Here is a 17,843-nt window from a genome sequence, read left to right on the forward strand (position 1 = left end):
TGTATTACATTATATTTGAATGTCAGGGGTTTATGACATGTAAATCCAGAATATGAAACATTAAATCCATGATATTAAGTAGAACTTTTTGTTGTATAGTCTCCAACAAAGTGTTTATATTTATCCAGCCTATGAGCTTCCCATGATGTTTAACACTGTGATTGTGCGTTACGGAGAACTAGCCCTCAAGAGCCCGGGTGTGAGAAAGAGGTTCGAACAAATACTCGTTTCTAACATCGAAGCCATGCTGGATCAGGAAAAAATTGACTATTCCAGCATCCGCCGTGAGTGGGGACGCATATTTGTAGAGACAAGCGATCCGAATGCTGCTAAGACAATTGCAAATGTGTTTGGTGTTGTTTCAACTTCCCCGGCAATAACAGTTGAAGCAACTCTGGAAGCTGCAGCAAGCACATGTGCAAAAGTTGCAGAAAACCTGATTATGAGTGGAGAATCATTTGCAATTCGTCCTCGTCGTTCAGGGAATCATGAATTCCACTCTTCGGATATTGGTATAAGTTGTGGGGATGCGGTTTATGAACGATTGGATTCACAAGGCAAGTCCATTTCCGTAAATCTTACCAATCCAGATAAGGAAATTTTTGTTGAGATGCGTCAGTCTAAAGCCTATGTTTTTACTGAAGTTGTCGAGGGAGTAGGTGGCTTACCTCTCGGGACACAGGGTAAAATGGTAGTTTTAATTTCGGGTGGTATAGATTCCCCGGTGGCTGCCTGGATGATGATGCGAAGAGGTGTCGAAATAGTCCCTGTTTATGCAAACAATTCACCATTTGCCGATGAATCCGCTAAAGAGAGGACAATGGATTGTGTACGTCTGCTTCAGAAGTGGGCACCTGGTCATAAAATGAAGTTTTATGAAGTCCCAAATGGTCCATATCTTACAGCTGTTCTTAAGAAATGTAATGTTAAAAACACATGCATCATGTGCAAACGTATGATGTATCGGCTTGGATTTGAAGTTATGAATAAAGAGAAGGCTTCAGGAATTATAACCGGTTCTTCGCTGGGACAGGTTGCTTCCCAGACTACCTATAACATGTATGCAGAATCCCATGGACTTGGTTTCCCGATATATCACCCGCTTATCGGTCTGGATAAAACTGATATCATAGACATAGCGAAAAAAATTGGAACCTATGACATTTCCATTAAAAAAGTGGCAAGTTGTGGTGCGGTTCCTGTTCATCCAGAAGTGCGCGCCCATTATACAATTGGTGCTGAAGAGGACGAAAAACTCGATATCGATTCAATATTGACCGAATCAATGGCAAAGGCAAAGATACACAACCTGGCAGATGAATAAATCCTCAGTGGACTTGCAGCTCTACTCTCCAATTAGTAAGAACTGGATCCTCGTGGTATTGGGGTCAAGTTATACGAGAGATCTTCATTTCTTTAGATTTCGTCGAGAAAACTGTTCGAGAATGCATCTCAGGCGTATATATTCGAAGATAGGGACATGGAAATGCACGCATCGGCTACATTTGAGCAATAATCACTTAGTCTGGTTTCCTCTCGTCAATGATATAATAACATCTGTCTCTTATTCATCATAATACTGCCTAGGAATCTTCATGATAGGGGATTCAAGATACAGCATCAATGAAAGAAACAGCACTGTAGAAAATACGTGCAAGAAAATCTCAGGCAGTAAGTATGAAATAATCGTTGCAAAGAAAAGGACTGTTGCAAAAACCATTGCTTTTGTACCTCTGAGTTTAGGATAAGGGTGTTCGCTGATCATAAGGTATGCAAGGAGTAGCATCATCCCGAAAAGTACATAGGGGTAAACATAACGTGGGAACAGCAGCATGTATGACGAAATAATCACTGCCGAAGCGGTAATGGGAAGCCCCTCAAAATCAGGAATACTTTTCTGCTTTGTGCTGAAACGGGCAAGTCTTAGGATACCACACAAAAGGTAAATTCCCGCGATCAACGCAGTCGGAATACATAGTTCTCTACAATAGAGAAAAAAGATAATGCAGGCCGGAGCCACACCAAATGAAACCGCGTCAGCCAGTGAATCAAGATATACTCCAATTGAGCTACTGGATTGCAAACGGGCAAGCTAACCATCAATACCGTCTGCAACTGCTGCAATAAGAATCAGGATAAAAGCAAGTGGGTAGACACCCTCATGGGCTATGAAAATTGCAGACAAGCCCAGCGAAGCATTGATCATTGTAGCAACATCGGGTATTCCGATTATCCTGAAAATATTCATTCATTTATTCCTTCGAATAGTCTTTTGCCGTAGCGATCCGGCTCTTTCCTGCAAGGACCCTATCACCAATCTTACGAGTGATTTCAAAGTTATCGGGAACTTTGACATCCACTCTTGAACCAAAACGGATCATTCCAATTCTCTGACCCTGTATAACTTCATCACCCTCCTTTACATAAGAAACTATCCTTCTAACAAGTGTTCCTGCAATCTGGGTGACAAAAATATCCCCCATCGCAGTCCTCATTAATATTTCAGTCCTTTCATTTCGCCAAGAATCCTTGGAAAATGCTGGCAAAAAGGTTCCGTTTTTATGTTCCACCGAAATAATCGTCCCGCTAAACGGAGCACGGTTAACATGGACATTATGAATATTCATGAAAATACAGATTGTATCTCCTCTAATGTCTATTACTTTCCCATCTGCTGGTGATAACAGGCAGTTATTGCAAACCTTAATATCTCGAATCGGATCTCTGAAAAATATTATGAAAAAAACAGTGATTAAAGTGAAGAAAACCGCCAAGTAGAACAAAGCACTAAACTGAGTATAAAGATAAATGGCAAATAGGATCATTGCACAAAGTGCAGGACTTATAATCCAAGGATAGGAGCCTTTTGCAAGCATTTATCTAATCCCTGAGAATTTTTCGGCGATATTTCTCATCCAGATTGTCACCAGTTCATATACGCCGTCTATCAAATCAAATAATTCCGGGAGAATCCTCAAAACAGCATATCCGATTACAAATAAAGCAATCATAGAGCCGAATTTTGCAATTACATGATGGGCAATCTCAAAGCTTGAAGGACCAAACCACTGTTGCGTATAAGCTATGACGACAAATACATCCCTGAAAATATTCAGGACATAGATTACCGGAACAGATACCATAAATGAGGATGCAACCCTTTTCATAGGCGCCTTCACAGATGTAATCAGACCAATGAACAAAGCAATACTCTCAATTGCAGTACATGCAAGAATAATTTCTACGGAATAACCATTAAGTGATATAGTGTTCCATGTTGAATCAACCGGATAGCCAAGCATGTGAAGTACCTGGACTACATTGTCAGTTACTGTTGAAATGATCCAGTAGTTTAGTGATTCCATTTGCAGGAATGGAAAATAAAAAAGTGATCCTATTGCCGCCACACCTGTCACCATTGAAGTTACATCGATAGATTCAAGGGCGAAATTACGCCTCCTGTACTCATCTGCCATCGTATATGCAAAGAAGAAACAGAAAATAGCAACCACTATTGTGAGAACTACATTGAAGTAATCATGGATCTCAAGATAATGGAGGGGCTGATATGCCCAATGTATGCCAAAAAACACCCATCCAAGAGCACCAATCAGCTTTCTGAAAAAACGGGAGTTTGGTATGATGGCAGAAAGAATCATCATTCCCAATGCAAGCCATAAAACGTATTCTATCATTTTGGAAACACCTTAATAAGTATCCATAAATATAATACCGATCATATAAAGGTTTTATCAATATGTAGCCAATAACACCAAAACTGGCAGTTGATGCCGTAATAATCTTAAACAGGAAACTCGTACTTATTAGAAGAAAAAACGAACCGTACAAAGGCGGATATGCACTCCCGGGAGGTTTTGTTGAACTTGGAGAAACCACTGAGGAAGCAATAAAAAGGGAAGCAAAAGAAGAAACAGGCATCTCTATCAAAATAATTGATCTTGTTGGTATATATTCAGATCCTTCGAGGGATCCGAGGGGACATACTGTTTCAGTTGTATATCTTGCTACTGGAGAAGGTAAACCCACTGCGGGTACTGATGCGCAAGATGTCTATTTGTTTTCCCTGGAGCATTTGCCCGAACTGGCCTTTGATCACGGGAAAATCATAAGAGATGCAGGAGATAAGATTAATGGAATTCTGTCCAAAATGTAAGAGCATGATGTACCCAGGCGGTAAAGGGAAGATAAAATGCAGGAAATGTGGGTACACAAAAGAACAAGGAGCTGCCACTGAAGACATGGTGTCAAAAGCCAAGCAGGACGACAGAGAGGTTACAATTCTTGAAGATAATTTTGATCAGGGACTCCCAACCACTACAGCAAGGTGCCCTGAATGTGGGAATAATCTTGCTTACTGGTGGTTGCGCCAGCTGAGATCTGCTGATGAATCAGAAACCCGTTTTTTCAAATGTACAAAATGTGGAGCTACTTGGAGAGAATACGATTAACATTATGAAAACCTATATAAGCCCCTTAGCATAATCTAATTCAGCTAAACAATCAGGCGGAGCAACAAAATGTTTGAGGCAACGATAGATGCAACTATTTTGAAGGATTCCATTGAATCACTTACTGTACTGGTAGATGAAGCCAGGATAAGGCTTTCTCCTGAAGGAATCGCCGCGAGGGCTGTTGATCCGGCAAACGTAGCAATGGTGAGCTTTGAACTTGAAGCAGATGCTTTTGAGGAGTTCACTGCTGAAGATGGGGAAATTGGACTGGATCTTTCCAGACTGACAGATATTCTGGGTGTTGCGGAAAAATCAGACCAGATAAAAATGCAAATCAATGAAGAATCCCGCAAACTTGCAATCCAGATTGGTGGAATCTCCTATACACTCAGCCTTCTCGATCCTTCTACAATTCGTGCAGAACCACGAATACCACAACTGGAGTTGCCCACCGAGGTTGCGCTCAACGGTAAGGAACTTATGAAAGCCGTCAAAGCCGCCGAGAAAATCAGCGATCACATATCTCTCGGGATAGAGGGAGAGACTTTCTTCATGGAAGCTGAAGGTGACACTGATCGCATGCGACAGGAAATGGGACGTAAGGAACTTATAAGCATCCGCCCGGGATCCACTCGTTCTTTGTTTTCACTTGACTATCTTTCCGATATTGTTAAACCCGCTTCCAAGGCAAGTGAAGTTACACTACAACTGGGAAACGACTTCCCTGTGAAAATCGGATTCTCAATCGCCGGCGGAAAGGGGAAGATTGAATACCTGCTTGCTCCACGTATTGAATCCGACTAAAACTATGAAAAAATCAGCCCTTGCACTCTACCCATTTGTACCCCAGGCAGCAACATATGTGCAGGATATGGGGTTTAGCCTTGATAGGTTAATTGAGTCAAGGGCTTTTGAAGCTGTACGGAAAAGAGGCCAGGAAAGAGTTATCCAATCAATCAACGGGAAAATTGAAAAACCCTCACTCACAAGCTCCGACGAAGGTAAAGTCCTGACCGAACTTCTTTCCTACCCTTTTGCGCGAATACTCGTATCCTGTTTTAATGATCCTTATCTTACTCGAAAATACGCTCAGGCAGAAGCAGAAGCTGCTCATTCTACCCTCAAGAAAGAAGATAATAGCTTCCTCCGCGAATTTGGAGCTGAGTTTGATATTCATGCAGAGTTTGAGGATGAGGAAGCCAAAATGCATTTTACGGATTTCCTGAAATATTCCACTTCCCTGAAAGCCCTCGAATGGAAACTCATCAACCAGAGAATAAAACACGGAGAGGTATTTGTTCCCAGAGGAGGCTTTATTCGCTTATTGCAAGAAGCTGTGAAAAAACATATTCTGGGTTCTATGCCCCTCAAAGTCCCTGAAGAAATTTGCACAAACTGCACTTCACAGCTCACCGAGATTCGCAAAGTGTTGCAGGAGAAAAAAGGAGATTATGAAGGAAATGAATTTGGGGAAGTGAGCGTTGAACAGTTTCCCCCCTGCATCAAATATGCAATTGCAAATGTCCGTGGAGGGATCAACCTTGCCCATTCAATGCGTTTTGCAATGACGTCTTTTTTGCTGGCTGCCGGAATGAGTATTGATGAAATTATTGATCTGTTCAATGTTTCACCTGATTTTGACGAGGAAAAAACCAGATATCAGATTGAGCATATTGCAGGTTCCTCGGGAGAACAGTATACACCTCCATCATGCAGTACGATGAAAACCTACGGGAACTGCCACGGTGCCGATGATCTCTGCAAGCGGATTAACCATCCTTTGAATTATTATCGTCGGAAGATGTGGTTTATGAAAGAGAGGAAGGGAAAACCCGGGAAAGAAAGGATGGAGAGGGATTCCAGTAAAAAAAAGACGGAATAATAATATTTTGGTTCTGTATAAATCCTCAATGTTCGAAAAACAATCGGATTTAAAAATATTGTCTTTGGGAATTAACCATGGTTATGTGGTATAAAAGCTTAGATTAATGCATTAATTGCCTAGGTGTAAGAGTTCAAGTCATAAAAAGAACGGTATAATTGGTGGGCTTACAACGCTATTTCAATGTTCAGGGGGATTTATGGCGGCCTTCTAATTAGTTTTTACAGACTAAATCTTATTATGAGACTTATGGGAATCAGCTTTCCGTCTCATGGATAAGGTACAAATAGCATGAATTGATTGAGATTAGCGGATATCATTGTAGTTAACCCGTAATACTTCTTTAATTTCAAAAACTGTAGATGTGATTAAATGCCTTACAGGATACTCGAGAAGCGTGAACTTGTTCCAAATACATATCTCATGAAAATTGAGGCACAGGATGTAGCAAAGGCTGCAAAAGCGGGACAATTTATTATCCTTCGCATAGATGAAAGAGGGGAACGCATTCCTCTTACAATTGCAGATTATGATCCAAATGAAGGACATGTCACTATTATTTTCCAGATAATGGGGAAAACCACAAAACAGCTTTCGAAGATGTCCGAAGGAGATTCAATTGAGGACTTTGCAGGTCCTCTCGGGACTCCTTCAGATATTGAAAAACTGGGCACTGTAATTCTTGTTGGCGGTGGAGTAGGAATTGCTCCAATATATCCGCAGGCAAGAGCATACAGGGAAGCAGGTAACTATGTGATCTCAATCATTGGTGCCCGCAGCGCAGATCTGTTGATTCTCGAGGATGAAATGGCTGCCGTGAGTGATGAATTATATGTTGCAACCGATGATGGAAGCAAAGGTCACCATGGTTTTGTAACTGATATCGTAAAAGAAATTCTTGATAGCGGCAGAGACATTGCAAGAATTGTTGTTATAGGGCCACCTATTATGATGAAGGTTGCTGCAGGTGTTACCAAACCTTATGGTGTTGAAACTATTGTCAGCCTGAATCCGATAATGATTGACGGGACAGGAATGTGTGGTGGATGCCGTGTTTCCGTTGGTGGAGAAGCAAAGTTTGCATGCATTGATGGACCGGAATTTGACGCTTCAAAAGTTGATTTTGATCTTTTAATGAGTCGTTTGTCTCTTTACCATTCTGAAGAAAAGAAATCTGCCGAAGAGTATGAACACAGGTGTTGTGAGGGGGAATGCAAATGCCGGTAAGGCAAAAGATGGCCGAACAAAAGCCTGAAGAACGTATAAAGAACTTCAATGAAGTGGCTCTTGGTTACACTGCCAAGGAAGCGGCCATCGAGGCTAGCAGATGTCTCGAATGCAAAAAACCCAAATGTGTGGAGGGCTGTCCGGTCAACATTGATATTCCAGGATTCATATCACAAATTAAGGTTGGTAACCTTGATGAAGCTGTAAAAGTTCTCAAGGAATCCAATGCATTACCAGCAGTCTGCGGCCGTGTCTGTCCACAGGAAGAGCAGTGTGAGAAGCGTTGTGTACTTGGCAAGAAAAACCAACCTGTTGCAATCGGGCGCCTTGAGCGCTTCTGTGCAGACTATGAACGTGAGAAGGGAGTCCCCATCCCTAAAAAACCCACTCCCACTGGCAAGAAAGTTGCAGTTGTTGGATCAGGTCCTGCAGGATTAACTGCAGCTGCAGACCTTGCAAAAGCAGGCCATGCAGTAACAATTTTTGAGGCACTCCATGAAATCGGGGGTGTGCTTGTCTACGGTATTCCGGAATTCCGTCTTCCAAAAGTAATAGTAAAGGAAGAAGTGGAATACATCAAGCACCTTGGTGTTGACATTAAAGTTAATTACGTAATCGGAAGGATAAAGACCCTTGATTACCTCAGAAAAGAGTTTGATGCAGTCTTCATAGGAACTGGCGCTGGGCTCCCAAAATTTATGGGAATTGAAGGGGAGAACCTAAACGGTGTTTATTCCGCAAATGAATTTCTTACAAGAGTCAATCTAATGAAAGCCTACAAGTTCCCTGAATATGATACTCCTATCAAAAAGGGACATCACGTAGTGGTAGTCGGCGGCGGAAATGTTGCTATGGATGCTGCACGCTGTGCTCTGAGGCTTGGTGCAGATGAAGTTTCAATCGTTTATCGCAGAAGTGATGAAGAAATGCCTGCCCGCCGTGAAGAGATAGAGCACGCAAGAGAGGAAGGCATTGTATTCAGGCTCCTTACAAATCCTGTACGCATTCTTAGTGGTGACAACAATGAAGTAGTTGGAGTCGAATGCATAAAGATGGAACTCGGAGAACCTGATGATTCCGGCAGGAGGAGACCTGTTGCAATTAAAGGAAGTGAATTTGTCGTTGAAGCGGACATTGTTATAATAGCCATAGGCACATCTCCAAACCCGGTTATTTTCGCAGATTCAAAAGAGCTTGAAATAACTCCATGGGGTACTATCATAGTAGACGAAGAAACTATGATGACATCTGTGAATGGTGTGTGTGCAGGCGGTGACGCCGTAACCGGTGCTGCAACAGTAATAAGTGCAATGGGTGCCGGAAAAAAGGCTGCTGTAACGATTAACAAGTATATTACAGAGGGAAAATCCACAAAGGATTAAATCCCTTCTTTTCTTTATTGTATATTAATGGTAAAACAACCAAAAAAGGGTTCATTTAACCTTGTTCCGTCATCTTCAAAGCCATCCAACTTTTCTCACAATCGAAAAATGCGAAGGACGCCATCCCATGTCAGGAAATCCGGCAAGCATTTTGGAAACATTATCTACTGGTGTAAGACCTGTAATCTTCCCCTAATAGGAAAAAAATGTAATTTATGCGGTGGTATTGGCCAAGACATTTCGCTTGGTAAGCCCGGAGATGTCCGATTTTGCTCCCCATATGAAAGGAATGTTCTGAGTAACTTACTGTTGCGTGACTATGCCTGTGATCCATTTGGAAAACGGATAATTCTTCTTAACAAGGTTCCAGGAGACGATCGCAACGATGAGATAATAGTGGATGGATATCGTGTTGGTTTTCTCTATTTTAATTTGCTTGCAAATGACTATGCATTCGAACCTACACCAGAAGGCGCATCGTTCCTATCAAAATATACTTCAAAAAGATCCGTGCATCTATATCCTACAAAGAAAAGGATTGGGGGAAAGAAACTTCAGCTAAGTGAGGTTCAGTCGTATTCCAATGATTTCCACAAAGACTCTCCTGTGATTTTATGCATGGGTTCAAAAGTGGGTGTGGGAATAGCACTTAAGAATCCCTGTGACTTCAAGTTTTCAAAATCACCTGTCATAAAGGTCAAAGGTCTGGCCAAAATAGTGGAATTAAACCCTAAAGTCGCTTCGCTTGAAGATGTTATACGAGCCAATATCCCGTATCTGGAAAATATTGAAAACGAGGCAATCCGGGATATTCGTGATGTTGCAGGGAGGGGAAAATACAGTAAACTTCCTGTGTATGTTTCCTTTAGTGGTGGCAAGGACAGTTTGGTTGCACTATCCCTTGCCATGCAAGCATTGCCCACGAAAAAACTGAGAGCATTTTTTGTTAACACAGGTCTTGAATTCCCGGAAACCATAGAATTCGTACATGACTTCTGCACCCGGCACGGCATTTCTCTTACCGAGGAAAAAGCAGAGGATGCCTTCTGGGAAAATGTCGATCAATTCGGACCACCGGGAAAGGATTTTAGGTGGTGCTGCAAGGTATGTAAACTTGGGCCTGCTAATGCAGTGATGAAAAAATGCAGTCACAAGAATCAAACATGCCTGACAATCGACGGTAAAAGGCAATATGAATCATTTTCCCGTTCAAAGACAAAAGCCGCTGAAATGAATCCGTTTGTTCAGGGACAGCTCAATATTTTTCCATTGCGCAACTGGAGGGCTTTTGAAGTCTGGCTGTATATCTACTGGAAAAAACTTCCTTACAACCCTCTCTATGACATGGGATTTGAAAGGGTTGGATGTTATCTTTGTCCTTCTTCCCTTGCCAGTGAATTTAAAACGTTAAAGGAAACCCATCCTGATCTTTATTTCAGATGGTATAATTACCTTCAGGAATGGGCAAAATCAAAAGGGTTGTCTGAATCTTATGTAAAATATGGTCTTTGGAGGTGGAAAGAGCTTCCTGCAAAGATGCGGATTCTTGCAGAAAAAATGAATATTTCAACGTCCTTAAAAGAGGCTGGTGACGATTTCAACATAGACGTTGCTTCAGGCTATTCCCCATGCAAGAATGGGAGCTATTCCATGGAACTCACTGTGTCTGGAGTGTCGATACATGAAGCAGCGTCTGTTTTGAAGGTTCTTGGTGAGGTTGTACTCGCTGAAGAGTTGGGAATTGCCTTGCTGAAAACAAAAGATGCAACTCTCAAATTCTTTAATTCTGGAAATGTGAAGATTACAGGGCGTTCAAAAAAATATGTTGAGAAACTGTACCACAGGGCATCGAAGCAGTTATTAAGAATTGCAAAATGTACCGGATGCGGTGTTTGTATCCATGCCTGTTCGATAGATGCAATTGTAATCGGTGATGGAGGGAAAATTGAGATTCTTGATTCATGTACACATTGTGGCAAATGTACAGATTCATGTGTTGTGATTCGCTATTCCAGACATCTTGCCCCGGATTCTAAAAAATGTAATCATCAACGGTGCTGACATTTTCAGTTTGAATTTCCATTTGAAATTGGGCTTTCATGCTGATGGGGATATAAGCAAACTACTGAAAAAAATAGATGAATCCACAATAATTGTAGAACATAGTAACAATTTTTAATAGTCCCGGGCGGATTCGAACCACCGTCTTCGGCTCCAAAGGCCGAAAGGATTGACCACTACCCTACGGGACTGCGTTTAACTGGAACTGCATAATCCTACTTATTTTTATCGTCCAGTCGGATATTTGCGGTTTATTTCTGGATAATGACAGTTAGGATGTCCCCATCTACCAGCACGTGGTCGAGCCCCGCACGCTGCCCGGGATGTTTGGCAGAGTTGCCCCATATTTGTGCATACCTGAACTTATCCCTGAAATCACGGTGCAGGTGGTCACAAACATCACCCACCGTGCTGCCTTTTGTTATGATAAGGGGCTCATCCATATCCGCAGCTTCACCCTGCGGTTTGAGGAATACACGGATGAAATCCAAAGAATTGTAAATGAGATCCTTCACAGCTTCAACATTTTTCCCCTCGTTGGCCGCTATAAACAGAGCATCGGGGAATTTCTCCCTGCATTTGCGGAGTGTTTCCTCATCCGCCAGATCAACCTTATTAATAACAACAACCGACGGGATATACACACGGTTGCCCATAATAACATCAATAAGCTCGTCAATACCTATATTATCCCTGATTAGCACATGTGCATTGTGAATCTTATATTCACCCAATATGGTTTTTATAAGGTTATCGGGTATGTCAAGATCCTGGGTGGCACTGATAGAGATGCCTCCCCTGTCCTTCTTTTTAATAACAACATCCGGCGGAGTAGCATCAAGCCGTACACCGGCATCGTACAATTCCTGCTTGAGAACCTCATAGTGCTGGGTCTGAAAAACATCCAAAACAAAAACCACAAGGTCGCTGTTACGAACCACTGCAATAACTTCCTTACCACGACCCCTGCCGCTTGCTGCACCCCTCACAAGTCCCGGAACATCAAGAATCTGGATGATTGCTCCATTGTGCTCCAGAACGCCGGGAATTACATCAAGAGTTGTGAATTCATATGCACCAATTTCGGATTTGGCACCTGTGAGTTGGTTGAGCAACGTAGATTTACCCACAGATGGAAAACCAACTAATGTCACTGTGGCATGACCTGATTTTTTGACAGAATAACCCTCTCCACCACCCTTTGCTGAAGCACGTTTCTGCAACTCGTCCCGGAGTTTTGCAATCTTGGCTTTCAGTTTACCAATATGGTGGGAAGTAGCCTTATTGTACGGGGTATCCCGAATTTCTTTTTCAATTGCTGCAATCTCATCCTCAATGCTCATTGGCATCAAACACCACTTCAATATTAAAAAAGATTTTCCGGAAAACTCTTCAGGAAAATCATTTCTCAAAAATAAGTATATCTTCCGGGGCAATTTCAACAGCGCATCTTGAAGAAGGTATGTCGTCAGAGAAGCGTGATGGGGTTTCGCAAAGAAATATGAAACGACTACTATCAAGTTCAACTGCCAAAAGTTTACTACTTCCTTTATCAGTAACATCAATAACGTTGCCGACAAAAGTATTGGGCTTTTGTGAAAACATGGTCTCATTACAGGATTTCAAGTGAACGTTCTCAGGTCGGACACCCCATGATACATACTCAGAATCTACAACTTGAGCAGCAACAACCTGCAATCCCTTCCCCTCAAGAACCGTCCCCATTGAGGAAGAACCAGATACTTTTGCATTGTCAAAAATATTACTGACTCCCACAAGTTCAGCCACTGCCCTGTCAGCCGGTGAATAGAACACATCCTTGGGGCTGCCTGACTGATGGACTTTCCCCTCATGCAAAACAACAATTCTGTCAGCAAGGGAAAAAGCCTCATCCGGGCTGTGAGTTATGAAAATCACAGGAATACCAAGTTCCTTCTGAATTATTTTTATTCTCTCCCTCAGGCGCATCCTGACAACCATATCCAAAGCTGAAAACGGTTCGTCCAGTAACAGAACATCGGGTTTGGGAGCAAGAGCACGGGCAAGAGCAACCCTTTGTTTCTGTCCGCCCGAAAGCTGTGAAGGATATCTGTCATCAAGACCTTCTATATGAAGGAGCCGAAGCATCTCATATAGCCTTTCTTCTTTCTTTTTTTTGTCCCAACCTCTAAGCCCGTAAATAATATTCTGTTTCACATCCATATGAGGAAAAAGAGCATAGTTCTGGAACACATAACCCGGTCTCCGGTACTGAGGCTGCAGGTTTGTCCCGGATTTGCTGTCGTAATAGATCTGTCCGTTGACATTGATATGCCCACTATCCGGTGTTTCCAACCCTGCAATGCATCTTAATGTAGTGGTTTTCCCAGAACCGGAACGACCAAAAAGCACAACCATCTCATCCCCTACCTCAAAATTGATATCAAGCAGGAACCTATCCTGATCCTTACCCATCCTGCTGCGGGAATGGAACTCTTTTGATATATTTACCGCAATACCCATAAAATCAAACACCCCAACGATCAACCAGTTTTGCAGTCAACCCCATAGCAAGCAGTGAAACCAGAACAAGAGTTGCTACAAGGATATTCGCAAGTGCATCATTGCCAGACTGGAATGCAGTATAGATAGACAAAGACATCGTATTTGTCTGCCCGGGAATGTTCCCTGCCACCATTAGGGTAGCACCGAATTCGCCTACAGCTCTTGCAAAACTCAGCACTAACCCCGCAAGAATTCCTTTTTTTGCAAGAGGCAGTGTCACGAAAAGTATGGTCTCCAATTCGCTGTGACCTAAAGTATATGCTGCATACTCAAGTTCCCGATCAACCCCGCTGATCGCGGCAGCTGTCGTTTTAACCATAAGGGGAAGAGATACCACAAAAGCCGCTATTACCGCAGCCTGCCATGTAAAAAGCACTGCAAATCCGGTCATATCATAAAGTAATTGCCCGATAATCCCGTTTTTTCCCAGCAATAACACAAGTAAGTAACCCGTAACTGTGGGAGGCAGCACAAGAGGAAGAGTTACCAGGATATCAGCAATCCATTTCCCCCGAAATTCCCTCCTTGCCAGAATATACGAAATGACAATCCCCAGCACAGCTACAAGAATAGTGGACAAACTAGCCACTTTCAATGTAATTAACAGAGGTACCCAGGCATCTTCAAGCATCAATTCTCATCCACTACTATAAACCCGTGTTTTTTGAGTATTGCTTTTCCTTCATCTGATAGGACAAAATCAACAAAATTTCCTGCAGCTTCTTTTTCAGTTGATGAAGCTATTACTGCAATTGGATAACTGATAGGGGTACTTACAGGAATTTCCGCAACCACCTGAATCTTATCCATATCTGCAGACATTGCATCGGTCATATAAACAAAACCTGCCTCCACCTCACCGTTCTCAACATAAACAAGAACCTGTTTCACACTCTCAGCATAAACAATCTTGTCGCTTATGTTATCCCACAGGTTAGCCACTTCCAGTGCTTCTTTTGCGTATCTTCCCACGGGTGCCGTCTCCGGGTCACCTATAGCCACCTTCTTAATTGCTTCATTGATGAGATCTTCAGGGGACATGATGCTGTTTTCACTGCTAGTGGGAATGATCATCACAAGGGAATTCTCAGCAAAGTCACGTCTTGAATCGTTATCTATTAAGCCTTGTTGCTCAAGAAGATCCATATGTTTCTTTGAAGCCGAAGCAAAAACATCTATGGGAGCCAATCCTTCAATTTGCATCCTCAGTGAACCCGAACTTGCAAGATTCAGCTGAACATTAATTTCGGGATTTGCTTTCTCAAATTCCTTTTCCATCTCGGTAAAGCATTCAGTAAGACTTGAAGCTGCTGAAACTGTAATTTCAGTTTTGGAATCACTTTCTTGTGGAATATTAACTGCAAAAATCACCACGATTAACAGAAAAATTAGTGTGATGAGCAGACCTGCAAATTTATTCAAATAAATAACCTCCATTTAGACATCTAAATGATATGTACGGCAATACATAACGCAATCCTACTATAAAAAAGTTCCGAACTATTAATGAAATCCTAAAAAGACTTGTTTTTATTGTAAAAGTTTCAGGCGTCTTCAAAAAGAGTGACTTCCACTTCAGAACCTGCCGGAAGATACGTAATTTCAGGACCAATGGATATGAAGCCATCTGCGTCAGCAAGAGTTGTGATGGAAGCAGATGTTTTGTCGGCAGGATATACAAGATACCGATCAACTCGCACAGCGTACAAATCAAGGCGAGTGTCAGAATAGATATCAGCCATTAATTTACCTTTCACTTTTTTTCGAATAGGGAGAGATGTACCTAGCCCATTGGAAATCAGTACAGCCACCAGTTCATTAAAAACCATCAAAGCCGCTGTTGGATTCCCCGGCAAACCTATAACCGGAATTCCATCAGCTTCCGCAATAATCACCGGTTTTCCGGGTTTGAAATTCATCCCGTGAACCAGAATACGCCCGTATTGTCCGATGACATCATACATGAAATCATCCGTACCAGCAGAAGTACTTCCTGTGGTCAGGACAACATCGCACTCATCCAATGCCTGAAGGAAAACATCCTCGACCTCCATGTAATTGTCTTTCACAATTCCATAGGATACCGGAGTTGCTCCCAGACGCCGGATGCTTGCAGAAAGCGTATAGGAATTGGTATTGTAAATGCTCCCCGCTTCAAGCGGATTCCCGGGTTCTCTAAGCTCATCGCCTGTTGCGATTATGCCCACCTTGAGAATCCTGACCGGAACAGAATCTCTACCAATAGCTGCAAGCACCCCCAACTTTACAGGAGACAACCTCTGACCAGCACGCAAAACACGCGTTCCTAAAGATATATCAGTACCAGCTGGAATCACATTCTGCCCTTTAGTGACCGATTTTTTTATAATGACTTTAGAACCTTCCAATTCGGTGTCCTCAACCATAACAACAGCGTCAGCACCTTCAGGTAAAGGAGCCCCGGTGGAGATCTCAACAGTTTCCCCTAAATTAACAGAAAGTTTGTCGCCTCTTCCGGCAGGGATATAATCTTTCAGAATAAGGCTAGCATGCTTAGAAGAGGCATCATTTGTGTCAGAGGCACGTACTGCGTAGCCATCTTTAAGAGACTTAGGAAATGGTGGTACATTAATGTCGGAAACAATGTCTTCTGCCAACACAAGCCCATCCGCGTCGGAGATTGGCAGGGATTCCATACTATAACCAACTGAGAGACCAAGCACAATTTGCCTGGCCCTCTCAAACGGTGTCAAGTCCCGTAGTATATTTCTCATCCTGCCACACACCCGGCTATGTGTAAATGTGCAAGAATATCAGTAAATAGGAGTACCCGTGGTACTGGTAATTTCTTCAAATGCTTTTATCATTTCCCTCGTCACAGGACCTATCTGTCCGTCACCAATTACCCTACCATCTACATTCGTAATCGGAGCGGCTTCAGCAGCGGTACCTGTAACAAAGATCTCATCGGCTGTGTAGAGATCAAACATTGCAATATTCTGCACGAGTACTTCGTAGTTTCTCTCGTGAAGAAGTTCGATGGCTGTGGCGCGAGTAATTCCCTTAAGGTTAGAAATCGTGGGTGGCGTGTATATCTTGCCGTTCTTGATAACAAAGATGTTGTCACCGGAACCTTCTGCAATATAACCGTTGTTATCAAGGAAAATTGCCTCGTCTCCACCTTTCTCATTTGCCTCGATTTTTGCAAGGATGTTGTTCAGGTAATTCAAGGATTTAATGTTTGGTGAAAGGGCATCCGGAGCATTGCGGCGAACTGCAACAGTAACAGCCTTCAAGCCTTTTTCATAGAGGTCACCATACATTGCATCCCACTCTTGGCATATAATGAAAACATTGCATTTCAAGCACTTGCGAGGATCAAGACCCAGATCACCTATTCCACGTGAAACAATAGGACGAATGTATGCATCCGTAAGATTATTTTGTCTCAAGGTCTCAAGAACCGCTTCGGTCATCTCTTCCTTAGACAATGGAATGTCCATTGCAATTGCTTTTGCAGAATCATATAACCTATCAATATGCTCGGCTAACTTGAACACCCTTCCGTTATATGCTCTTATCCCTTCAAAAACTCCATCTCCATAAAGGAAGCCATGATCAAATATCGATGTGGTTGCTTCGGATTTTGGCACAAATTTACCATTAGTATAGACAAGTGATTCAGTCATAATCAAATCCTCGCTTTTGTTAAGATAACAAGTTTCTGCAAATGAGACGTGATTATAATATATATGCGTTATTAGTTAATTAACAAAAGGCTTTTATGCATAAAATGCAATGTCCTACTTCACCCCCGATTCAAATAATACATCACGACGCGGGCCCGTGGCTTAGCCAGGATATAGCACCGGGCTTCTAACCCGGGGGTCGTGGGTTCAACTCCCACCGGGTCCGCTAAGTTATTTTAAAAAGTTGTGATTACACATCTTCATTTTGTTGAAATCACACCCTCAAGCATACTGCTTTTTTGATTCCTTACTAGATACTTATTAGAACGTTGGAAGAGTTTCAAAAACCATATATGATTCTCCACCCTCCTATAAGGACTCTATAGGAATCTTATTTATTTACGATTGTGCGCAAAACTCTAATTTAACATTAAATTTCATACCATCGTTTTTTGACATTTTTGTACGCTTCGCCTGCAACCAACAGCGGCATTCCTATAACAAACAGCATAAGCCAGTCACCAAACGCAAGGGGAACTGTACTTAGCATCATCTGAAGGAAAGGTGTGTAGACTGCAAGTATCTGCAAACCGATGGTCGCTAAAAC

Annotated in this window: 19 protein-coding genes and 2 tRNA genes; 9 read left to right on the plus strand and 12 right to left on the minus strand. The window is 42.3% G+C overall.

The genetic code is table 11. The features are described 5' to 3' along the window. Positions 1-145: 145 nt before the first annotated feature. Positions 146-1,324 (plus strand): tRNA uracil 4-sulfurtransferase ThiI, encoded by a 1,179-nt coding sequence (thiI, locus tag PWQ49_RS05395; protein ID WP_300608803.1) that lies wholly within the window; start codon positions 146-148, stop codon positions 1,322-1,324. A 240-nt stretch (positions 1,325-1,564) separates the two neighbouring features. Here the strand turns inward: thiI and PWQ49_RS05400 are convergent, their stop codons facing one another. From PWQ49_RS05400 to artA, 4 genes are read right to left on the minus strand one after another with little or no spacing between them, the layout of a single operon-like run. Beyond that, positions 1,565-2,083: an archaetidylserine synthase gene (locus PWQ49_RS05400; RefSeq protein ID WP_300608762.1), complete on the minus strand. Its 519-nt coding sequence runs from the start codon at positions 2,081-2,083 to the stop codon at positions 1,565-1,567. A gap of 9 nt (positions 2,084-2,092) precedes the next feature. Beyond that, on the minus strand, positions 2,093-2,248 hold the full coding sequence (locus PWQ49_RS05405) for a hypothetical protein (RefSeq protein WP_300608764.1): 156 nt from the start codon (positions 2,246-2,248) through the stop codon (positions 2,093-2,095). A 4-nt stretch (positions 2,249-2,252) separates the two neighbouring features. Next, on the minus strand, positions 2,253-2,876 hold the full coding sequence (locus tag PWQ49_RS05410) for a phosphatidylserine decarboxylase (RefSeq protein WP_300608766.1): 624 nt from the start codon (positions 2,874-2,876) through the stop codon (positions 2,253-2,255). Then, positions 2,877-3,695, minus strand: coding sequence for an archaeosortase A (gene artA, locus PWQ49_RS05415; RefSeq protein WP_300608767.1), 819 nt, complete (start codon positions 3,693-3,695; stop codon positions 2,877-2,879). A gap of 83 nt (positions 3,696-3,778) precedes the next feature. On the opposite strand from artA, the gene PWQ49_RS05420 reads away from it, so the two are divergent. The 7 genes from PWQ49_RS05420 to PWQ49_RS05450 all read left to right on the plus strand — a co-directional run bounded on the left by PWQ49_RS05420 (position 3,779) and on the right by PWQ49_RS05450 (position 11,024). Then, positions 3,779-4,174 carry an NUDIX hydrolase gene (locus PWQ49_RS05420; RefSeq protein WP_363321814.1) on the plus strand — a complete coding sequence of 132 codons (396 nt, stop codon included), beginning with the start codon at positions 3,779-3,781 and terminating at the stop codon, positions 4,172-4,174. After that, positions 4,152-4,469, plus strand: a complete 318-nt coding sequence (locus tag PWQ49_RS05425) for a transcription factor S (RefSeq protein ID WP_300608769.1) — start codon at positions 4,152-4,154, stop codon at positions 4,467-4,469. The genes PWQ49_RS05420 and PWQ49_RS05425 overlap by 23 nt, the downstream gene beginning before the upstream one ends. 69 nt (positions 4,470-4,538) lie before the next feature. Continuing rightward, entirely contained in the window at positions 4,539-5,276 is a 738-nt protein-coding gene (locus PWQ49_RS05430) for a DNA polymerase sliding clamp (RefSeq protein ID WP_300608771.1), read from the plus strand. Positions 5,277-5,280: 4 nt separating this feature from the next. Next, entirely contained in the window at positions 5,281-6,354 is a 1,074-nt protein-coding gene (gene priL, locus PWQ49_RS05435) for a DNA primase regulatory subunit PriL (protein WP_300608773.1), read from the plus strand. 372 nt (positions 6,355-6,726) lie between these two features. Further along, positions 6,727-7,581, plus strand: coding sequence for a sulfide/dihydroorotate dehydrogenase-like FAD/NAD-binding protein (locus PWQ49_RS05440; RefSeq protein ID WP_300608775.1), 855 nt, complete (start codon positions 6,727-6,729; stop codon positions 7,579-7,581). Beyond that, positions 7,572-8,963, plus strand: coding sequence for an NADPH-dependent glutamate synthase (gltA, locus tag PWQ49_RS05445; RefSeq protein WP_300608777.1), 1,392 nt, complete (start codon positions 7,572-7,574; stop codon positions 8,961-8,963). The genes PWQ49_RS05440 and gltA overlap by 10 nt, the downstream gene beginning before the upstream one ends. 27 nt (positions 8,964-8,990) lie before the next feature. Continuing rightward, positions 8,991-11,024, plus strand: coding sequence for a phosphoadenosine phosphosulfate reductase family protein (locus PWQ49_RS05450; protein WP_300608779.1), 2,034 nt, complete (start codon positions 8,991-8,993; stop codon positions 11,022-11,024). A gap of 118 nt (positions 11,025-11,142) precedes the next feature. Here the strand turns inward: PWQ49_RS05450 and PWQ49_RS05455 are convergent. From PWQ49_RS05455 to ilvE, 7 genes are all read right to left on the minus strand, one after another. Next, positions 11,143-11,215, minus strand: a tRNA-Gln gene (locus tag PWQ49_RS05455). Between the two features lie 60 nt (positions 11,216-11,275). Then, the gene (locus tag PWQ49_RS05460; RefSeq protein WP_300608781.1) at positions 11,276-12,367 is read right to left on the minus strand and encodes a GTP-binding protein; all 1,092 of its coding nucleotides are present in this window, start codon (positions 12,365-12,367) and stop codon (positions 11,276-11,278) included. 58 nt (positions 12,368-12,425) lie between these two features. Then, positions 12,426-13,526, minus strand: coding sequence for an ABC transporter ATP-binding protein (locus PWQ49_RS05465; RefSeq protein ID WP_300608783.1), 1,101 nt, complete (start codon positions 13,524-13,526; stop codon positions 12,426-12,428). 4 nt (positions 13,527-13,530) lie between these two features. Further along, positions 13,531-14,199, minus strand: a complete 669-nt coding sequence (modB, locus tag PWQ49_RS05470; protein WP_300608785.1) for a molybdate ABC transporter permease subunit — start codon at positions 14,197-14,199, stop codon at positions 13,531-13,533. Continuing rightward, positions 14,199-14,990: a molybdate ABC transporter substrate-binding protein gene (gene modA, locus PWQ49_RS05475; protein ID WP_300608787.1), complete on the minus strand. Its 792-nt coding sequence runs from the start codon at positions 14,988-14,990 to the stop codon at positions 14,199-14,201. Before modA ends, modB begins: the two co-directional genes overlap by 1 nt. Positions 14,991-15,112: 122 nt before the next feature. Continuing rightward, complete coding sequence (gene glp, locus PWQ49_RS05480; protein WP_300608789.1) at positions 15,113-16,321, minus strand: gephyrin-like molybdotransferase Glp; 1,209 nt, start codon at positions 16,319-16,321, stop codon at positions 15,113-15,115. A gap of 39 nt (positions 16,322-16,360) precedes the next feature. Beyond that, a complete protein-coding gene (gene ilvE / locus PWQ49_RS05485; protein ID WP_300608791.1) occupies positions 16,361-17,236 on the minus strand; it encodes a branched-chain-amino-acid transaminase in 876 nt (291 codons plus the stop codon). A 151-nt stretch (positions 17,237-17,387) separates the two neighbouring features. Here ilvE and PWQ49_RS05490 point away from each other — a divergent pair. Next, positions 17,388-17,462, plus strand: a tRNA-Arg gene (locus PWQ49_RS05490). 204 nt (positions 17,463-17,666) lie between these two features. On the opposite strand, the gene PWQ49_RS08315 is transcribed toward PWQ49_RS05490, so the two are convergent. Further along, positions 17,667-17,831, minus strand: coding sequence for a cation transporting ATPase C-terminal domain-containing protein (locus tag PWQ49_RS08315; RefSeq protein ID WP_363321815.1), 165 nt, complete (start codon positions 17,829-17,831; stop codon positions 17,667-17,669). Positions 17,832-17,843 lie beyond the last annotated feature (12 nt).

The sequence above is a fragment of the Methanohalophilus sp. genome, assembly GCF_030156785.1.
In the GTDB taxonomy this organism is placed as follows: domain Archaea; phylum Halobacteriota; class Methanosarcinia; order Methanosarcinales; family Methanosarcinaceae; genus Methanohalophilus.

Coding starts and splice junctions, on each gene's coding strand:
- thiI (WP_300608803.1), top strand. CDS start 146: ATGTTTAACACTGTGATTGTGCGTTACGGAGAACTAGCCCTCAAGAGC.
- PWQ49_RS05405 (WP_300608764.1), bottom strand. CDS start 2,248: ATGAATATTTTCAGGATAATCGGAATACCCGATGTTGCTACAATGATC.
- PWQ49_RS05410 (WP_300608766.1), bottom strand. CDS start 2,876: ATGCTTGCAAAAGGCTCCTATCCTTGGATTATAAGTCCTGCACTTTGT.
- artA (WP_300608767.1), bottom strand. CDS start 3,695: ATGATAGAATACGTTTTATGGCTTGCATTGGGAATGATGATTCTTTCT.
- PWQ49_RS05425 (WP_300608769.1), top strand. CDS start 4,152: ATGGAATTCTGTCCAAAATGTAAGAGCATGATGTACCCAGGCGGTAAA.
- PWQ49_RS05430 (WP_300608771.1), top strand. CDS start 4,539: ATGTTTGAGGCAACGATAGATGCAACTATTTTGAAGGATTCCATTGAA.
- priL (WP_300608773.1), top strand. CDS start 5,281: ATGAAAAAATCAGCCCTTGCACTCTACCCATTTGTACCCCAGGCAGCA.
- PWQ49_RS05440 (WP_300608775.1), top strand. CDS start 6,727: ATGCCTTACAGGATACTCGAGAAGCGTGAACTTGTTCCAAATACATAT.
- gltA (WP_300608777.1), top strand. CDS start 7,572: ATGCCGGTAAGGCAAAAGATGGCCGAACAAAAGCCTGAAGAACGTATA.
- PWQ49_RS05450 (WP_300608779.1), top strand. CDS start 8,991: ATGGTAAAACAACCAAAAAAGGGTTCATTTAACCTTGTTCCGTCATCT.
- PWQ49_RS05460 (WP_300608781.1), bottom strand. CDS start 12,367: ATGAGCATTGAGGATGAGATTGCAGCAATTGAAAAAGAAATTCGGGAT.
- PWQ49_RS05465 (WP_300608783.1), bottom strand. CDS start 13,526: ATGGGTATTGCGGTAAATATATCAAAAGAGTTCCATTCCCGCAGCAGG.
- modB (WP_300608785.1), bottom strand. CDS start 14,199: ATGCTTGAAGATGCCTGGGTACCTCTGTTAATTACATTGAAAGTGGCT.
- glp (WP_300608789.1), bottom strand. CDS start 16,321: ATGAGAAATATACTACGGGACTTGACACCGTTTGAGAGGGCCAGGCAA.
- ilvE (WP_300608791.1), bottom strand. CDS start 17,236: ATGACTGAATCACTTGTCTATACTAATGGTAAATTTGTGCCAAAATCC.